Consider the following 17,316-nt stretch of genomic DNA (forward strand, 5'->3'; position numbering starts at 1 on the left):
CGTTTGGCAGTGCTTACGTCGCCGCGTACGCCTCCTTGAGTTTCGCCACCGCGTCCGCGTACCGCCCCGTCAGTAGCAGGTGGTCGGCGTCGGCGAAGGGCTTGGAGACGGCTGCTGTGATGTTGGTGCCGATCTTCTGTTGGACCAGGAGGCGGGCCTTGGTGACGGCGGCTTTGCCTGCCTTGGTCGATCCCGTCCTTTCGGCGGCCTTGGCGGCCAGGGCGAGGGCCTTCAAGGTCGCCGTGCCACCCTCCGGTGTCTTGGTGAGCGTCGTCAGACCCCAGCCGAACGGGAACTGCGGATCGTACGACGTGTCGCCGACGTTGATCGGCAGCTGGGACTCGGACTTGGGCCAGGTGACGGGGAGTTGGCCGGTGAAGGGACGCTTGCCGTAGAGGACGTCCGCGACGCCGGAGCCCTCGGTGCCCGGCAGCCAGGAGGCTACGAGGGCGTCGATGTCGCCGAGCCGGTCGCCTACGAGCTGCGGCCGTCCGGAGACGGTCAGGACCACGCACTTGATGGCGCCGCAGACCTTGTCGACGGCGGCCTTGTCCGCGGCGGTCAGTTCGAGGTCGTTGCCGTTGCCCACGTCACCGACGCCCTCGGCGTACGGGGTCTCACCGACCACGACCACACCCACGTCGTAGCCGGCGGTCGAAGCCGACGCGTCCTTGGAATAGGTGACGTTGCCCCCGCCCCCGGCCTTCCGCAGTCCCTCCAGGATCGTCGTGCCCTCCGTGATCGCGCCGGAGGAACCCTGCCAGGTGATGGTCCAGCCGCCGGTCTGGTTGCCGATGTCGTCGGCGTTGGACCCGGCGACGTACACCTTCTGGGACTTCTTGAGCGGCAGTACGCTGCCCGCGTTCTTGAGGAGGACCTGCGACTCGGCCGCCGCCTCGCGGGCCACGGCCCGGTGTTCGGGCGAGCCGATGTCGGACGCGCCGCTGGTGTCGGCGTACGGCTCCTCGAAGAGGCCGAGCTTGAACTTCTGCGTGAGGATGCGCGATACGGCGTCGTCCACGCGCTCCTCGCTGACCCGGCCCGCGTTCACCTCGCTGATGAGCGTGGTGTGGAAGTCCTTGTACGCGTACGGGACCATGATCATGTCGAGGCCCGCGTTGATGGACGTACGGACGTCGGAGGCGTAGTCACCGGGGATCTGGTTGATGCCGTCCCAGTCACTGATGACGAAGCCGTCGAAGTCCATCTCGTCCTTCAACACCCCGTTGATGAGCGCCGCGTTGGCATGCATCTTCACGGGGCCGGCGTCGTCGCCGAGGATGTCGACCGACGAGTAGGAAGGCATGACCGAGCCCACGCCGCGGTCCACGGCGTCCTGGTACGGCGCCAGGTGCACCGCCTCCAGCTCCTGCTCCGTGACCTTGGTGATGCCCTGGTCGATGGTGTACGAGCCCGAGGTGGACGAGCCGTACTCGGTGCCGCCGTCGCCGACGAAGTGCTTGGCGGTGGCGAGGACCTTGTCGCTGTCGCTCAAGTCCTTGCCGTTGGGGCGGCCTTGGAGACCCTGGATGATCGTCTCCAGTGACTCGACGAGGGCCGGGTCCTCACCGAAGGACTCGTAACTACGGCCCCAGCGTTCGTCGCGGGTCACGCACAGGCAGGGCGCGAAGGTCCACGGAACGCCGGTGGCGCGGACCTCGGCGGCGGTCACCTCACCGGTCTCCTCGGCGAGTTGGGGATCACGAGTGGCGCCGATGCCGATGTTGTGCGGCATGACCGTCGCGCCGACGAGGTTGTTGTGGCCGTGTACCGCGTCCACGCCGTAGATCAGCGGGATCTGGAACCGCGTTGCCTGCGCCTGGAGTTGGAAGGAGTCGATCATCTTCGCCCACGCCTCGGCGGTGTTGGGCGTGGGGGTCGAGCCGCCGCCGGAGAGCAGCGAGCCGAGGTCGTACGTCGCGATGTCGCTCTGCGAGCTGATCGCGTTGCGCTCGGCCTGCGTCATCTGACCGGCCTTCTCCTCCAGGGAGAGCCGGGACACGAGGTCGGCGACGCGCTTCTTCACCGACAACTTCGGGTCCAGGTACGGGAGTCCGTGGGCGTCGATGACAACCTGCGGGGTCTCGACCGGGGCCTTGGCTCCCGTGACCGTCAGCTTCAGCGGGATCGTCTCGGCGGATTCCCCGGACCTGTCCTTGAGGGTGGTCACGGAGACGGTGCGCGAGGCGCCGGAGGCCGTGCCCGCCGGGAAGGTGATCGAGCCCGTGACGGGCTTGTAGTCCTTGCCGGAGTCGGCGGTGCCGCCGGCCGTCTCGTACGCGACGGTCACCGGCTCGTCGAGCGGGATCGCACCGGTGGTGGCGACGGAGACCTTGACGTTGGCCTTGCCGCCCTCCTTGACCGGATACACCGTGGAGTTGGTGAGGACGCTCGCACGCAGTGACTGGTCGGCGGTGCCGTACAACTCCACGCCGTCGATGGCGAACTGGGCCTTGAGGCCGACGGGGAGCGTGAGGGAGTAGCCCCACATCTCAGTGAGGCCGAGGACGTGGTCGATGCCGCCCACGGGCTGGTAGTCCGTGCGGTAGATGAAGTCGGCGAAAGGGATCTCGATCTGTTTCCAGCCGGTGAAGTCGTCCGTGAAGGACGTCGTCCACAATTCGGAGGCCCCGCCGTTCGCGCCGCCGTCCTTGATCTCGAAGGGGATCTGCTTGCCGTTGTTCTGGCCGTCCCACCAGAAGCGGATGCCCTTGTGCGCGGACCAGTCATGGGCCGGCTGGCCGGAGGCGAAGTCGTGACTGTAGCCGCCATAGCCGCTGATGTCGTAGGTGCCGGTGAGGACCTTGGCACCCTCGGGGGCGTCCGCGCGGGCGGTCAGGGCCAGTTGGGGCGGATCGTCGGTGTCGCCGCCCCATGTGAAGATGCCTTCGGCGGGCGGATTCGCGAACGGGACCTCGCCCTCGAAGGTGTCGACGGGGGCAGGAGGCGGGTCGTCGGCCTGCGCGGCGGCTGACGCGGAGGCCAGGGGCAGCAGCCCGGTGAGCAAGGCGGCGGAAACGAGCAGGGCGGTTCTTCGCATGGACCTTCCCTCGACTCTCGTTGATCCTCTTGGTTCGTGTTTCAAATCCTCTTCGGTGTTCCTGAGTACTCATAAGTGCTCTTCAGTACTCTTACGACTTAGATCACGCCGTGAGTTAACTGGCGTCCCGGCAAGCAGTCAAGACTTCACGTCAGAACCGGTACACGCGCAATAACCCACTGGATCAGGAGAGTTGTTCCTTCAGCCTCTGAACGCGCGACCCCTTGACTCGCGCCCGCAGCCGTCATTTACTCACGCCTCGCACGCCCCCATCCCCCACCCCCAGAAGGGCTGCGCACCGATGAGCACCACGAGCACGGCAAGACCCCCGAGGAGCCCGAAAAGAACCCGCCGGGCGGCCCGGCTGCTTGTCGCCGGGCTGCTGACGACGGCCGGACTCGGCGCCGTGGGCACCGTTCCCGCCCACGCGGCGGGCGAGCAGGTCACCGCCTACCTGACCACGACGGACGACACCGGCGGCCGCCATGTCACCCGTGGATTGCAGCCGCAAACCCCCTTCGCCTTCCAGGCCGGCAGCGGCGGAACCGGCGACAACATCACCGTGGACGAGAACACCCGTTACCAGACGTTCACCGGCGGCGGCGCCTCCTTCACCGACACCGCCGCCTGGCTGATGAACAGCAGCGGGGCACTGACGCAGGCCCAGCGCGACGCCGCGATGACGAAACTGTTCTCGCCGACGGACGGGATCGGGCTGTCGTTCGTACGCAATCCGATGGGTGCGTCGGACCTCGCGCGGTACGGGTACTCCTACGACGACGTGCCGGCCGGCCAGACAGATCCGAACCTCGCCCAGTTCTCCATCGCACACGACCTGGCGGATGTCGTACCGCTGACCAAGCAGGCGCGCACTCTCAATCCCTCACTGACCGTGATGGCCTCGCCGTGGACGGCGCCCGCCTGGATGAAGGACAGCGGGTCGCTCAACGGCGGCTGGCTGAAGTCGGAGAACTACGGGGCGTACGCCTCGTACTTCGTGAAGTACCTGCAGGCGTACCAGGCTCAGGGTGTGCCCGTCTCGTACGTCACCGTGCAGAACGAGCCGACGTGTTGTTCCGGGTACCCCTCGATGAGCTGGAACGCCTCCGGGCTCGCCTACTTCACCAAGAGCGAGCTGCTGCCGAAGCTCCAGGCGGCGGGGCTGTCGACCAAGGTGCTCGCGCATGACTGGAACTGGGACGTGTACGACTCGTACGCCGCCTCGACGGTCGACGACGCGGCGGTCCGCACGCACCCGAACTTCGGCGGGATCGCGTGGCACGGCTACGGCGGCGACGTCACCAAGCAGACCACCGTCCACAACCAGTACCCCACGCTCGACGCCTTCGGAACCGAGCACTCCGGTGGCACCTGGATCGCCAACCAGCAGCGTGAGGACATGCTCAACATCGTCGACTACACCCGGAACTGGGCGAAGTCGATCACGAAGTGGTCGCTGGCCGTGGACCAGAACATGGGACCGCACAACGGTGGTTGCGGCACCTGCACCGGGCTCGTCACCGTCCACAACGGTGACGCGCAGAGCGGACAGGTCGACTACACCATCGAGTACTACACGATGGGGCACCTCACGAAGTTCGTGAAGCCGGGCGCGCAGCGGATCGCCTCCACGGCGAGTACGTCCGTGCCCAATGTCGCGTGGCGGAACCCGGACGGGTCGAAGGCGCTGATCGCGTACAACGACGCGTCCACCGCGAAGACGGTGACAATCAACTGGGGTTCGCAGCACGCGACTTACTCGCTGCCCGGCAAGACCTCTGCGACCTTCACCTGGTCCGGGACGCAGGCCGGTGGCGGCGACCAGAGCGGGGCCCTTGTGGGGCTTGCCGGTAAGTGCCTTGATGTGGCCGGGGGTTCGTCGGCCAACGGGGCCGCCGTGCAGCTCTACGACTGCAACGGCTCGACCGCGCAGACCTGGACGGTCAAGGCTGACGGGTCGGTTCAGGCCCTCGGGAAGTGCCTTGACGTGACGTCGGCGTCCACTGCCGATGGGGCACAGCTTCAGCTCTACGACTGCAACGGGACGGGGGCTCAGCGGTGGACGTACAACTCCACCACCGGGGATGTCGTCAATACCGGGGCCAACAAGTGCCTTGATGTGACCGGGAATTCGTCGGCGAACGGAGCTCGGGCGCAGATCTGGACCTGCACGGGGGCTGCCAACCAGAAGTGGCATCTGCAGTAGGGGGTGCGGGGCGGGCGGGTGTGGAGGTGGGGTTTTTCGCCCCCTCCGCCCCTACCCGTCCCTTGCTTCTGGGGGCTCCGCCCCCAGACCCCCGTATCGCGCTGAACGCGCTCGTCCTCAAACGCCGGAGGGGCTGAAGAATTTCAGCCCCTCCGGCGTTTGAGGAGCGGGGGTTTGAGGGCGGAGCCCCCAAGTGACGGGAATGGGAAGGGGCGGAGGGGGCGAGAAAAATCCCCCGTCACCTACTCCGCCGGCTCCACCCCAGCCCGCAGCAGACCGTAGGTGCATGCGTCCTCCAGTGCCTGCCAAGAGGCCGCGATCACGTTCTCGCCGACTCCTACCGTCGACCACTCGCCCGCGCCGTCGGAGGTGGAGATGAGGACGCGGGTGGTGGACTGGGTGCCGTGTTTGCCCTCCAGGATGCGGACCTTGTAGTCGACGAGCTCCAGCTTGGCGAGCTGGGGGTAGAGCTTTTCGAGGGCTACGCGCAGGGCGCGGTCGAGGGCGTTGACCGGGCCGTTGCCCTCCGCGGTGGCGACGATGCGCTCGCCCTTGGCGAAGAGCTTGACGGTGGCTTCGTTGGCGTGACTGCCGTCGGGGCGGTCCTCGACGATGGCTCGCCAGGACTCGACGCGGAAGTACTTGCGGGCACGGCCCTCGGCCTCCTCGCGGAGCAGCAGCTCGAAGGACGCGTCAGCCGCCTCGTAGGTGTAGCCCTGGAGCTCGCGCTCCTTGACGCGGGCGACGACCCGGCCGACCAGTTCGCGGTCACCGCTGATGTCGACGCCGAGCTCCTTGCCCTTGAGCTCGATGGAGGCGCGCCCCGCCATGTCGGAGACCAGCATCCGCATGGTGTTGCCGACCAGTTCGGGGTCGATGTGCTGGTACAGGTCCGGGTCGACCTTGATCGCGGAGGCGTGCAGGCCGGCCTTGTGGGCGAACGCGGAGACACCGACGTACGGCTGGTGGGTGGAGGGGGTCAGGTTCACCACCTCGGCGATGGCGTGGGAGATGCGCGTCATCTCACGCAGGGCGCCTTCGGGGAGGACCTTCATGCCGTACTTCAGCTCCAGGGCGGCCACGACCGGGAACAGGTTCGAGTTGCCGACCCGCTCGCCGTAGCCGTTCGCCGTGCACTGGACGTGCGTGGCCCCCGCGTCGACGGCGGCCAGCGTGTTGGCGACCGCGCAGCCCGTGTCGTCCTGGGCGTGCATGCCGAGCCGGGCGCCGGTGTCGGCGAGGACGGTGGCGACGACCGCCTGGACCTGGGCCGGGAGCATGCCGCCGTTGGTGTCGCAGAGGACGACCACGTCGGCGCCCGCCTCGGAGGCGGCGCGGACGACGGCCTTGGCGTACTCGGGGTTCGCGCGGTAGCCGTCGAAGAAGTGCTCGCAGTCGACGAAGACCCGGCGGCCCTGGGAACAGAGGTAGGAGACCGTGTCGCGGACCATCTCCAGGTTCTCGTCGAGGGTGGTGCGGAGCGCGAGCTCGACATGGCGGTCGTGGGACTTCGCGACCAGGGTGATCACCTGGGCGCCGGAGTCGAGGAGCGCCTTGACCTGCGGGTCCTCCGAAGCCTTGGCACCGGCGCGGCGCGTCGCGCCGAAGGCGACCAGCTGGGCGTGCTTGAAGTCGATCTCCTGCTGGGCGCGGGCGAAGAACTCGGTGTCACGCGGGTTGGCACCGGGCCAGCCGCCCTCGATGAAGCCCACCCCGAAGTCGTCCAGGTGCCGAGTGATGGCCAGCTTGTCCGCCACGGTGAGGTTGATGCCCTCGCGCTGCGCGCCGTCACGCAGGGTCGTGTCGAAGACGTGGAACGAATCGTCGAGTTCGCTGGTGTCCGTCATGTGTCTGGCTCCTGAGGTTTGGATCTCGGTCTGTACCGGAATGACCGGCTCCACCGTCCTCCAATGATCCCTCGCGCTCCTTTCCCGGCTTGAGGTGGGCCAGGAAAACGAAAAACCCCTCGCGGGTGCGAGAGGTCTGCGCGCGGGTCGAAGACGACGGTGCCCGCCCGTACGTGGTGGTACGTGGCGGTCACTGCGGACCGGCGCGCCTGCTGCCAATAATCGTGGCGAACGAGAGCACGGGGGCAGTCTGGCACAGCCCCCGCGCCTCGCTCACCGTTGTCTCAGGATGCGGTCGATCACCTCAGGTGACGGACGTAGACGTGGGTGGTGTCGTAGGTGTCACCGGGCACGAGGTCGGTGCCCCAGCTGCTGAAGGCCACCTGGCGGCCGTGCCGGTCGATCGCCAGGTCGAACACCGCCGCCTGGCTGTTTCCGCCTTGGGTGTTGGGGTTCACCACAACCGTGTGCCCGGTCCGCAGATCGCGCACGTACACCTGCCCGGTGCGGTCGGGATCACGCAGGTCGGCGGAAAGGTAGGCGAGGTACCGGCTGTCGGCACTGAGCGACGGGGCGCCGGAGCTGGCGGCCGGGTCGGCGGCGTCGATGCTGCGCAGTTCCCCCGTCTTCAGGTCTCGGATGAAGACGTTGTGGGCGTTGTTGGTGTCGCCCGGCGTCAGCTGCGAGTCCAGCGAGTTGAACACCGCGTACCGCCCGTCGGCGCTGACCTGCGGTGACTCGGTCTGCGCGTCGGACACCTTGCCGTCCGGCGCCTTGTCGATCTGGAACAGCTCGCCGCTTCGCACATCACGGACGTAGGCGTCGCTCCAGTCGCCCGGGAAGGGGTGCGGGACAAAGAACATGTAGCCGACCCGGCTGCCGTCCGCGCTGATGGAGGGATAGGCGGCAGCGGACTTCCAGACGCCCACACCGGGCACCTGGCTGATCCGGACGGTCTTGCCGGTGACGAGGTCGACGCGGTAGGCCCGGTTGGTGTTGTCTCCCGCCGGCGCCTCACCCGTGTTCAGGGCGAGGAAGGCGAGATAGCGGCCATCGGCGCTGAGGGCGGGGCTGCTCGCCGCGCTGTAGCCCGGGGCGACGGTGTCGTCGACCCGCTGGAGGGCGCCGGTCTTCAGGTCCTTCACCCAGACATGGTTGTCGGCGGTGTCGTAGGTGGGATTGGAGGTGAACGCCAGATACCGGCCGTCGGCGCTCAAAGAGACGTCCAGGACGTGGCCGTCCCCAGGGCTGCCGTCCGCCCTGTTGCTCGCCAGGCGGGTGGTGCCGGTCTTCAGGTCGCGTACGAAGGCGTCGGCCAGCCCGTTGGTGTCGCCCGCGACAAGGTTGTCGGCGGAGGAGACGAAGGCCAGGTAGCGGCCGTCCGCGCTGATGCTCCCCCCACCGGAGGGGGCGTTGCCGTCCGTGCCGTCCGGGGCCACGCTCGCCTTCTCGGTGCGCGGAGCGCCGGGTGCGGCGCTCGCCGTGGGTCCGGTGAGCGCCGTTGTGGCGGCGAGCGCGACAACGGTGGCCGCCAGAGCGACGCGGCGGTGAGTTGTGCTGCTGTGCATGGTCATTCCCCCGTGGTTGGTCGTTGTCACTGCACTGTCCTCAGGAAGACGTCCGGCACCCCGTTGGTGTCCCCTTCCACCAGATCGGGTGACGCCGACTCGAACGCGACGACGGTGCCTTCGGCGTTGACGGATGGGTGCCTTGCCGGTAGGTCGTTGCGGCCGCCCCAACGGTCGACACTGATCAACTGACTTTTACCGGTGGCGAGTTCGAGCAGATACACGGAACGGCCCGAGGTGTACGCGACCTGCGCGCCGTCCCCGGAAAGCGAGGGCTCCGCGCCTTTGACCCCGGTCGTGGTCCCGGCTTCGAGGTCACGGACGTAGACGTTCCGGCCCTGCTGGAAGGCGACCTTGCGTCCGTCCGCGCTGATCGAGGGAGCCGAGGAGCTGTTGCTGACCTTCTCCAAGTCACCGGTGTCCAGGTCGCGGACGTAGCTGCCGCCGCCCTGCTCGAAGGCGATGTACCGGCCGCCTTCGTTGATCGACGGGTTGCCCGCCGCCTCGCCCGTGGACGCGCTGACCACGTCGGTGGTGCCGCCGTTGAACCTGAAACGGTAGACGCGGGGTTGCGGGTGCGGGTCGGCGTCGGTGGCGGGCAGCGTGGCGGCGTAGGTGATCCACTGGCAGCTGGGGTCCACGCTGGGCTGTCCCATCCAGGTGAAGCGGACGCCCTGGTAGGAGCCCAGGCTGGTCAGCTTGCCGACCGAGCGGTTGCGTATGTGGACGCCGGGGGCGCCGTCGGATTCGAGCGGGGCCACGTAGCCGACCATGCGTCCGCTGTAGCAGGGCGTGCCCTCGTGCGACGGGCCCTGTGCACTGGAGTTGACCAAGGAGACCGCGCCACCCGCCACGACGAACACGTTCGTGTCCTTCGGGTCGTCGGCCCGCTGCGAGGTGAAGGCGACGACCTTGCCCTCCCCCATCGCCGGGTCGTAGGACGCCCCGGGCAGCTGCTGCCCGTCCGGCGTCACACTGATCCGTTCGGTGACTGAGGGCATCGGTTCCGGGTTCTCCCGGAGCGCGCCCGAGAAGACGAACACGTCCCACTCCCTGTTGGTGTCACCCGGCACCAAGTGGGACGCCGTCGAACTGAACGCCACCGCACGCCCGTTGGCGGTCAGCACGTCGTCTGTTGACTGGGCGCTCGGCGGGAGGGCGGCCCCGCGCAGCCCCGTCCGCAGGTCCCGCACCCGCTCGCCGTCCTCGCCCGCGACTACGGCGTACCGGCCGTCCGCCGTGGCCGAGAAGCCGGTCCCCTCGGCAACGCGCCGCGACTCGCCCGTGCGGAGGTCGTGGATGTACACACCGCCCTCGGCGTTGAGGAGAACACGGCGGCCGTCTGCGGTGATGCGGACCAGGCCGGCGACGCCGAGGTCCTTGTCGACCTGGGTCCGCTCGCCCGTCGCCCGGTCCTCGACGAAGACGTCGACCGGGTCCTCCTCGGAGTCGCTGCGGACGGCGTACGCGACACGCTCGCCGTCGCCACTCACCGAGGCCCCGGCCTTGTCGCCTTCCTCGGCCGGTGAGATCAGCTCGTCGGCGCCGGTGGCCGTGTCGCGGACGTACAACAGCCTGAAGTTCTCCGAGCCGTTGCGGTTGCCGATGGTGTACGCGACGTGCGTGCCGTCCGGACTGATCGACTGCACGCGACCCAACTCGTTGAAACCGGGCGGGTTCTCGGGCCACAGCTTCTCCGAACTGCCGGTGGCTCGGTCGTACAGGTACGGGGCCAGGAACCGAGTGCCCGCGGTGTAGCCGATACGGCTCCCGTCGGCGCTCGGCACGGGCGAGCCATATGTGTAGCCGCTGCCGATGTCGATCGTGGTGACCTCGCCGTCGGTCAGGTCCTTCGTGAGCAGGCACATGGAGAAATTCGCGCAGCCGAAGCTCGGCGCGGTGGACGTGAACGCGATGTGGCGACCGTCGGCGCTGATCGCGGCGCCGTTCGACTCTCCGTCGGCCTGGCTACCGTCGGCGGTCGTGCTCACCCTCTCCACCGTGGGCGTATGCGGTGCATGCGGTGTGGCGGACGCGGTCGGCGCGGTGAGTGCGAGTAGCAGCGTCACCCCTAAGCCAACGCCCGACACACCTGCGGCTCTCAACATGATTTCCCCCTGGAATCGTGTCGCCCCCCGGCCCCGTGCCAAGGGCACACCTGGATGCAAACGCACCACCCACTACAGGGTCAATCCGCCGTATTGCGTACAACCCGGGCGGTTGATCAGTCGTCCGGGAGGAGTCCCTCGTCCAGGAACTCCCGTACGTGGCCGAGAATCTGCCCTCGGTCCGTACCGCGCAGTCCGATCGCCACATGGATGGAGAACCCGTCGAGGAGGGCCCGCAGCCGGGCGGCGAAGCGGTCCGGGTCGACGGCGCAGAACTCGCCGTGCGAGACGCCTTCGGCGAGCAGGGCCACCAGGTCCCGGTGCCAGGCGCCCTCGATGGCGACCTGCCGTTCGCGGGCATCGTCGTCGGCGTTCTGTGAGCGGTTCCAGACCTCCAGCCAGAGGGTCCAGTGCGGGTCGCGGTGACCGCCGGGGACATACAGGTCGACGTATGCGTCGAGACGTTCGCGTGCCGTGGCCGGCTGGGTCAGCAGTCGACTCCGCTCGGCCCCGAGGCGGCCCTCGCTCCACTCCAGGGTCCGCAGCAGCAGCTCGTCCTTGGAGTGGAAGTAGTAGAGGAGATGGCCGCTGCTCATGCCGACCTCGCGGCCGAGCGCCGCCATGGTGAGCTTCTCCAGACCGCGCTCGGCGATCATGTCCATGGCAGCGGCGAGTACGTCCTCACGCGGGGGCGCGTTCCTGCGCGCACCGGCCATCGCCCGCCTCCCTAGATCTTCGGCTGCTGCTGGGTGATGCAGTGGATGCCTCCGCCCCCGGCAAAGATCGTACGTGCGTCCACCAGCGTGACCGTCCGCTCGGGGAACAGCTTGCGGAAGATCCCGGCCGCGGTCTCGTCACGCGGGTCGTCGAAGCCGCAGAGGACCACGCCGTCGTTGCAGAGGTAGTGGTTGATATAGGAGTAGTCGGCCCAGTGTCCGCCCACTTCCAGGACCGTCGGGGCGGGGATCTCGATGACCTCCAGCCCCCGGCCCCGCGCGTCGGTCCCCGCCCGGAGCAGGCCGATGATCTCCTTGCTCAGCTCATGGTCGGGGTGCGCCGGGTCCGGCTGGGAGTGCGCGACGACGACACCCGGGCGCGCGAACGCGGCGACGATGTCGACATGGCCGAGCGTGCCGAAACCGTGCGGAGGATAGTCGCCGGTCAGCCCGCGCGGCAGCCAGATCGCCTTGCGGGTGCCGAGATGGGCGTGGATCTCCGCCTCGACCTGCGCGCGGGTCCAGTCCGGGTTCCGCTCGGGACCGAGCTGCACGGTCTCGGTGAGCAGGACGGTCCCCTCGCCGTCGACATGGATCGCGCCGCCCTCGTTGACGAGTTTCGAGGCGTACGTCCGTGCCCCCGCGAGGTCCGAGACGTACGCGCCGATCTTCGCATCGTGCTCCCAGCGGGCCCAGTGCTGGGCGCCCCAGCCGTTGAACGCCCAGTCCACGGCGGCGAGTTCGCCCTTCCCGTTGGTGAGGAAGGTGGGACCGATGTCGCGCATCCAGGCGTCGTCGAGGTCGCGCTCGACGGTGTCGATGTCCGGGCCGAGAAGCTCCCGGGCCGCCGCGGACTGCCCCGGACCGCACACCACGGTCACGGGTTCGAAGCGGCGGATCGCACGGGCCACCGCCGCCCACGCCGCACGCGACTCGGCGAGGTCGTCCGGGTCCTCGAAGGTGGGGTTGGGGCCCGGCCACGCCATCCAGGTGCGCTCGTGCGGGGTCCACTCGGCGGGCATCCGGAAACCGTCGGCGGCAGGTGTGTTCACAGCGGGGGTCCTCACAGGAAGTACAGGCGGTTGAGGGAGACCGAGTCGGCGGGCTCCGAGCGGATCGGGTCGCCGTCGAGGGTGACCAGGCCGGTGCGCTGGTCGACATCGACCGCTCCGGTACGGGAGTTGAGGCGCAGGTCGGCGGGGCCGATGCCGCGCGTGCCACGGACGGCGACCCGCCGACGGCGCGTGGGCATCAGGTCGTTGCCCTGGTCGAGAGCCGCCTGTGCGACGAAGGCCACCGAGATGTCGGCGGGGGTCGAGCCGTGTGCCCCGAACTGCGGTCCCAGGACGAGGGGTTCACAGGTGTCGGTCGCCGCGTTCGGGTCGCCGACGACGCCGTACGCCGGGAAGCCGGACTTCAGGACCAGCTGCGGCTTGGCGCCGAAGTACTCGGGCCGCCACAGCACGATGTCGGCGAGCTTGCCGACCTCGATGGAGCCGACCTCGTGTGCGAGACCGTGGGCGATGGCGGGATTGATGGTGAGCTTGGCCAGGTAGCGCAGGACGCGTTCGTTGTCGTGGTCCGTCTCCGGAGAACCGTCGAGCGCGCCGAACTCGGCCTTCATCTTCCCGGCCATGGCGAACGTCCGGCGTACGGTCTCGCCCGCACGGCCCATGCCCTGCGCGTCCGAGGACGTGATGCCGATCGCGCCCAGGTCGTGCAGGACGTCCTCGGCGCCCATCGTGCCCGCCCGGATCCGGTCGCGGGCCATGGCCGCGTCGCCGGGCAGGTCGGTCTTCAGGTCGTGGACGGAGACGATCATCCCGTAGTGCTCGGCGACCGCGTCCCGGCCGAAGGGCAGGGTGGGGTTGGTGGATGAGCCGATGACGTTCGGAACTCCCGCCATTTTCAAGACATTTGGCACATGCCCGCCACCGCACCCTTCGATGTGGAAGGCGTGGATGGTGCGCCCTTCGAGCACCCGCAGCGTGTCCTCTACCGACAGGCATTCGTTCAGCCCGTCGCTGTGCAGAGCGACTTGGACGTCGTACTCCTCGGCGACGCGCAGCGCGGTGTCCAGCGCGCGGGTGTGGGCGCCCATGTCCTCGTGGACCTTGAAGCCGGACGCACCGCCCTCGGCGAGCGCCTCGATGAGGGGCGCGTCACAGGACGACGAGCCCCGGCCCAGGAAGCCGATGTTGACCGGCCAGGCGTCGAAGGCGTTGAAGGCGTGACGCAGCGCCCAGGGCGAGTTGACACCGACGCCCCACACCGGGCCGAACTCCTGGCCGATGATGGTGGTCACCCCGGAGGCGAGCGAGGCCTCCATGATGCGCGGCGACAGCAGGTGGACGTGCGTGTCGACGGCCCCGGCGGTGGCGATGAGCCCCTCCCCGGACACGATGGACGTCCCCGTACCGACCACGACGTCGACGCCGTCGAGGGTGTCGGGGTTCCCGGCCCGTCCGATGGAGCAGATCCGTCCCTCGCGGATGCCGATGGAGACCTTCCGGATGCCCTGCACCGCGTCGATGACCACCACGTTGCTGATCACGACGTCGCAGGTGTCGCGGACGGCGGCGGCCTTGAGGTGCAGTCCGTCGCGGGCGGTCTTGCCGAAGCCGGCGAGGAACTCGTCGCCGTACTTCTGAGCGTCGGACTCGACGCGGATCGTGAGCCCCGAGTCGCCCAGACGAACGCGGTCGCCCGCACGCGGGCCGTGGGTGGCGGCGTACTCGTACGGATTCATCGTTGCCCAGCTCCCCCGGTTCCGAGATACCCGCAGGCGGCGGCCCTGCGCAGCGCCTCTTCCCGCGCCCCCGGCGCGTCCAGCGGCCCGTCGACCAGACCGGCGAACCCGATCGCGATCCGCTCGCCGCCGATGGGCAACAGCCCGACCTCGACGCTCTCGCCGGGCCCGAAACGCACGGACGATCCGGCCGGGACGGACAGCCGCATCCCGTAGGCCGCCGCCCGCTCGAAGTCGAGCCGCGGGTTGGCCTCGAAGAAGTGGAAGTGGGAGGTGACGGAGACGGGCACGGTCGCGGTGTTCGTGACGAGGAGCCGTACGACGGCCTCGGGCTCGGCGTGCGACGGCCCCGGCAGCAGCGCGCCCGGCGCCTGGTCCCCGAGGCCGCCGCCGATGGGGTCGCTGACGACCGCAAGCCGCGAACCGTCGTCGAAGACCGCCTCGACGTGCACCTCGGTGACGACGTCGGCGACGCCCGGCAGCACGTCGTCCGGGCCGAGCACCGACCGGGCCGCTTCGATGGCCTCCGAGAGCCGCCGACCGTCGCGGGCCGCCTCGCACACGGTGTCGGCGATGAGCGCGGTCGCCTCCGGCACGTTCAGCCGCAGGCCCCGGGACCGCCGGGCGCGGGCCAGTTCGGCGGCCCCGAAGAGCAGCAACCGGTCACGTTCGGTGGGGGTCAGTCTCACGAACCGACACCTCCTTGCCTTGCACGATTTAGAGCATCACTCTAAATCACTGTAACCGCGAGATTCATAAAACGGAAACATTGACGTGTGGGCTTGGAACACGCCACATTGAGCGTCACTCAAATTTCAGGCGGCCGTCGAAGGTGAAGGAGACCAGCCGTGCCGATAGATCAGCGCGGCGTCGACACCATCCCCGACGAGGAGCGCACCAGCGGACCGTGTGACCTCGTGTCGATCCTGCTCGGCTCCAACCTCTGTCTCGGCGTGATCATCGTCGGCTGGCTGCCCGCGTCCTTCGGGCTCGGCTGGTGGGCCTCGGTCGGCTCGATCGTGGCGGGCACGGTGGCCGGCACTGCGATCGCGGCTCCGCTCGCCCTGGTCTCCCTGCGCACGGCGACAAACCTGTCCACCTCCTCCGGCGCCCAGTTCGGGGTGCGCGGACGGCTGGTCGGCTCGGTCGTCGGCCTGCTGCTCGCGCTCGGCTACACCGCGCTGACACGGTGTGTGTCTTCGTCGGGCTCCCCCAGCAGTCGGCTTCGCTCGCGCCGGGGGGACCCCCATCGCCTCCAGCGCGCAGGACGCGATGACCTCCTTCGTCCTCCTCCTCACCGCCATCGGCACCCCGTGGGCCGTCATCACCCTCATCGGCTTCGCCCACTGCCGCGGTGTGTACGACCCGGACGCCCTCCAGGTCTTCAACCGCCGCTCGCGGGGCGGGATCTACTGGTACCGGGGCGGCTGGAACATCCAGGCCGTGCTGGCGTGGACGCTCGGCACGGTCGTCGGACTCCTGGCGGTGTCGCTTCCCTCGTACGAGGGGCCGCTGCTCTCGCTGACGGGAGGGGTGGACTGTAGCTTCCTACTGTCGGGGGCGTCGGCGGTGTTGTGCACCTGGCGCTGCCGCCGAAGCGGGCGGCGCACCGGGGGACGGCCGGGCAGGAACTGGCCCGCGCCGAAGGCGGGCGCTGAGCGCTCCGCGTATGCGCTCCGCGTATGCGCTCCGCGTATGCGCTCCGCTGGAAGGCCGGTGCGTTGCCTGCGGGTCCGTCGTGGCCGGTCGCGCAGTTCCCCGCGCCTCTTTGGGGCGCTCTCCGGCCCCCCATTCTTCAAGGGGGCCGGGGTTCAGGACAACACCGTCAGCCGAGCCGGTGCATCCAGCCGTGCGCGTCCTCACTGACACCGCGCTGGATGTCGAGGAGCGCCTCGCGCAGCTTCAGCGTGACCGGGCCGGGCTCGCCGCCCGACTGCTGCCACTCGACGCCGGTGCGCTTGACCGTGCCGACGGGGGTGATGACGGCGGCGGTGCCGCAGGCGAAGACCTCGGTGAGGGTGCCGTTCTCGGAGTCGCGCTGCCACTGTTCGATGGAGATGCGGCCCTCTTCGGACTCGTGGCCGAGGTCGCGGGCGACGGTGAGAAGCGAATCGCGGGTGACGCCGGCGAGGAGCGAGCCGGTCAGCTCGGGGGTGACGATCCTGTCGCCGTACACGAAGTACAGGTTCATGCCGCCGAGTTCCTCGACCCACTTGTGCTCGACGGCGTCGAGGTAGGCGACCTGGGCGCAGCCCTTGGCGGCGGCCTCGGCCTGGGCGAGCAGGGAGGCGGCGTAGTTGCCGCCGGTCTTGGCGTCGCCCACGCCGCCGGGGACGGCGCGGACGCGGTCCTCGGAGAGCCAGATGGACACGGGCTGCACGCCGCCCGGGAAGTAGGCGCCCGCGGGAGACGCGATGACGAGGAAGAGGTACTCGTTGGCGGGCTTCACGCCCAGGCCGACCTCGGTCGCGATCATGAACGGGCGGAGGTAGAGGGACTCCTCGCCACCGTGCGCCGGGACCCAGGCCCTGTCCTGCTGGACGAGCACGTCGCACGCCTCGATGAACGTCTCGACCGGCAGCTCCGGCATGCCGAGGCGGCGGGCCGAGGACTGGAAGCGCTTGGCGTTCATGTCGGGGCGGAAGGTGGCGACGGAGCCGTCCGCCTGCCGGTACGCCTTGAGCCCCTCGAAGATCTCCTGCGCGTAGTGCAGGGTCATGTTCGCCGGGTCGAGGGAGAGCGGGCCGTACGGGACAAGCTGGCCGTCGTGCCAGCCGCGGCCCTCGGTCCACTTGATCGTCACCATGTGATCGGTGAAGTAGCGGCCGAACCCGGGGCTGGCGAGGATCGCCTCGCGCTCCGCAGCGGAGCGGGGCTGCGAAGAGGGCTTGAGCTCGATCGTGGGCGTCGTCATGAGTGGATGTCCTTCACCGGATGATGTGTTTACGAGCCGCGCTCACGCCAGTACTGCCAGTGGCCAGTGCTAGGACGTCCGAGCATTCCCTCATTCCGCGGCTCCGCGTTCGAGTATCGCAAGAGTGGAGCCGTGGACGAAAACGGTGTGAATGCGGCCCAGGGGATT

At 69.0% G+C, this 17,316-nt stretch carries 10 protein-coding genes and 1 pseudogene; 2 read left to right on the forward strand and 9 right to left on the reverse strand.

Annotation, left to right across the window (positions count from 1 at the left end; translation table 11 throughout):
* Window positions 1–13 precede the first annotated feature (13 nt).
* Entirely contained in the window at window positions 14–3,040 is a 3,027-nt protein-coding gene (locus AB0N66_RS05455) for a glycoside hydrolase family 3 N-terminal domain-containing protein (RefSeq protein ID WP_365429051.1), read from the reverse strand.
* A gap of 301 nt (window positions 3,041–3,341) precedes the next feature.
* On the opposite strand from AB0N66_RS05455, the gene AB0N66_RS05460 reads away from it, so the two are divergent.
* Window positions 3,342–5,246 carry a ricin-type beta-trefoil lectin domain protein gene (locus AB0N66_RS05460; protein ID WP_365429054.1) on the forward strand — a complete coding sequence of 635 codons (1,905 nt, stop codon included), beginning with the start codon at window positions 3,342–3,344 and terminating at the stop codon, window positions 5,244–5,246.
* A 242-nt stretch (window positions 5,247–5,488) separates the two neighbouring features.
* Here AB0N66_RS05460 and cimA read toward each other — a convergent pair whose 3' ends face one another.
* From cimA to ureA, 7 genes are all read right to left on the reverse strand, one after another.
* Window positions 5,489–7,093, reverse strand: a complete 1,605-nt coding sequence (cimA, locus tag AB0N66_RS05465) for a citramalate synthase (protein WP_365429057.1) — start codon at window positions 7,091–7,093, stop codon at window positions 5,489–5,491.
* Between the two features lie 299 nt (window positions 7,094–7,392).
* Window positions 7,393–8,661: a hypothetical protein gene (locus AB0N66_RS05470; protein WP_365429060.1), complete on the reverse strand. Its 1,269-nt coding sequence runs from the start codon at window positions 8,659–8,661 to the stop codon at window positions 7,393–7,395.
* A 26-nt stretch (window positions 8,662–8,687) separates the two neighbouring features.
* Complete coding sequence (locus AB0N66_RS05475) at window positions 8,688–10,652, reverse strand: hypothetical protein (protein ID WP_365429063.1); 1,965 nt, start codon at window positions 10,650–10,652, stop codon at window positions 8,688–8,690.
* Between the two features lie 233 nt (window positions 10,653–10,885).
* Window positions 10,886–11,485 (reverse strand): TetR/AcrR family transcriptional regulator, encoded by a 600-nt coding sequence (locus AB0N66_RS05480; protein WP_365429066.1) that lies wholly within the window; start codon window positions 11,483–11,485, stop codon window positions 10,886–10,888.
* An 11-nt stretch (window positions 11,486–11,496) separates the two neighbouring features.
* Window positions 11,497–12,537 carry an agmatine deiminase family protein gene (locus tag AB0N66_RS05485; protein WP_365429069.1) on the reverse strand — a complete coding sequence of 347 codons (1,041 nt, stop codon included), beginning with the start codon at window positions 12,535–12,537 and terminating at the stop codon, window positions 11,497–11,499.
* 11 nt (window positions 12,538–12,548) lie between these two features.
* On the reverse strand, window positions 12,549–14,234 hold the full coding sequence (locus tag AB0N66_RS05490; RefSeq protein ID WP_365429072.1) for an urease subunit alpha: 1,686 nt from the start codon (window positions 14,232–14,234) through the stop codon (window positions 12,549–12,551).
* On the reverse strand, window positions 14,231–14,923 hold the full coding sequence (gene ureA, locus AB0N66_RS05495) for an urease subunit gamma (RefSeq protein ID WP_365429075.1): 693 nt from the start codon (window positions 14,921–14,923) through the stop codon (window positions 14,231–14,233). Before ureA ends, AB0N66_RS05490 begins: the two co-directional genes overlap by 4 nt.
* A gap of 159 nt (window positions 14,924–15,082) precedes the next feature.
* Between ureA and AB0N66_RS05500 the strand changes: the two are divergent.
* Window positions 15,083–15,794, forward strand: a pseudogene (locus AB0N66_RS05500) (cytosine permease); the annotation flags it as partial.
* Window positions 15,795–16,059: 265 nt separating this feature from the next.
* On the opposite strand, the gene AB0N66_RS05505 reads toward AB0N66_RS05500, so the two are convergent.
* Window positions 16,060–17,148 carry a branched-chain amino acid aminotransferase gene (locus AB0N66_RS05505; RefSeq protein WP_365429078.1) on the reverse strand — a complete coding sequence of 363 codons (1,089 nt, stop codon included), beginning with the start codon at window positions 17,146–17,148 and terminating at the stop codon, window positions 16,060–16,062.
* Window positions 17,149–17,316: the final 168 nt, after the last annotated feature.

This window comes from Streptomyces sp. NPDC093544, assembly GCF_040683495.1.
GTDB lineage: Bacteria > Actinomycetota > Actinomycetes > Streptomycetales > Streptomycetaceae > Streptomyces.

What these genes read in the sequence shown, in the direction of transcription:
- AB0N66_RS05460 (WP_365429054.1), top strand. Translation starts at nt 3,342, where the DNA reads ATGAGCACCACGAGCACGGCAAGACCCCCGAGGAGCCCGAAAAGAACC.
- AB0N66_RS05490 (WP_365429072.1), bottom strand. Translation starts at nt 14,234, where the DNA reads ATGAATCCGTACGAGTACGCCGCCACCCACGGCCCGCGTGCGGGCGAC.
- AB0N66_RS05505 (WP_365429078.1), bottom strand. Translation starts at nt 17,148, where the DNA reads ATGACGACGCCCACGATCGAGCTCAAGCCCTCTTCGCAGCCCCGCTCC.
- cimA (WP_365429057.1), bottom strand. Translation starts at nt 7,093, where the DNA reads ATGACGGACACCAGCGAACTCGACGATTCGTTCCACGTCTTCGACACG.
- AB0N66_RS05480 (WP_365429066.1), bottom strand. Translation starts at nt 11,485, where the DNA reads ATGGCCGGTGCGCGCAGGAACGCGCCCCCGCGTGAGGACGTACTCGCC.
- AB0N66_RS05455 (WP_365429051.1), bottom strand. Translation starts at nt 3,040, where the DNA reads ATGCGAAGAACCGCCCTGCTCGTTTCCGCCGCCTTGCTCACCGGGCTG.
- AB0N66_RS05470 (WP_365429060.1), bottom strand. Translation starts at nt 8,661, where the DNA reads ATGCACAGCAGCACAACTCACCGCCGCGTCGCTCTGGCGGCCACCGTT.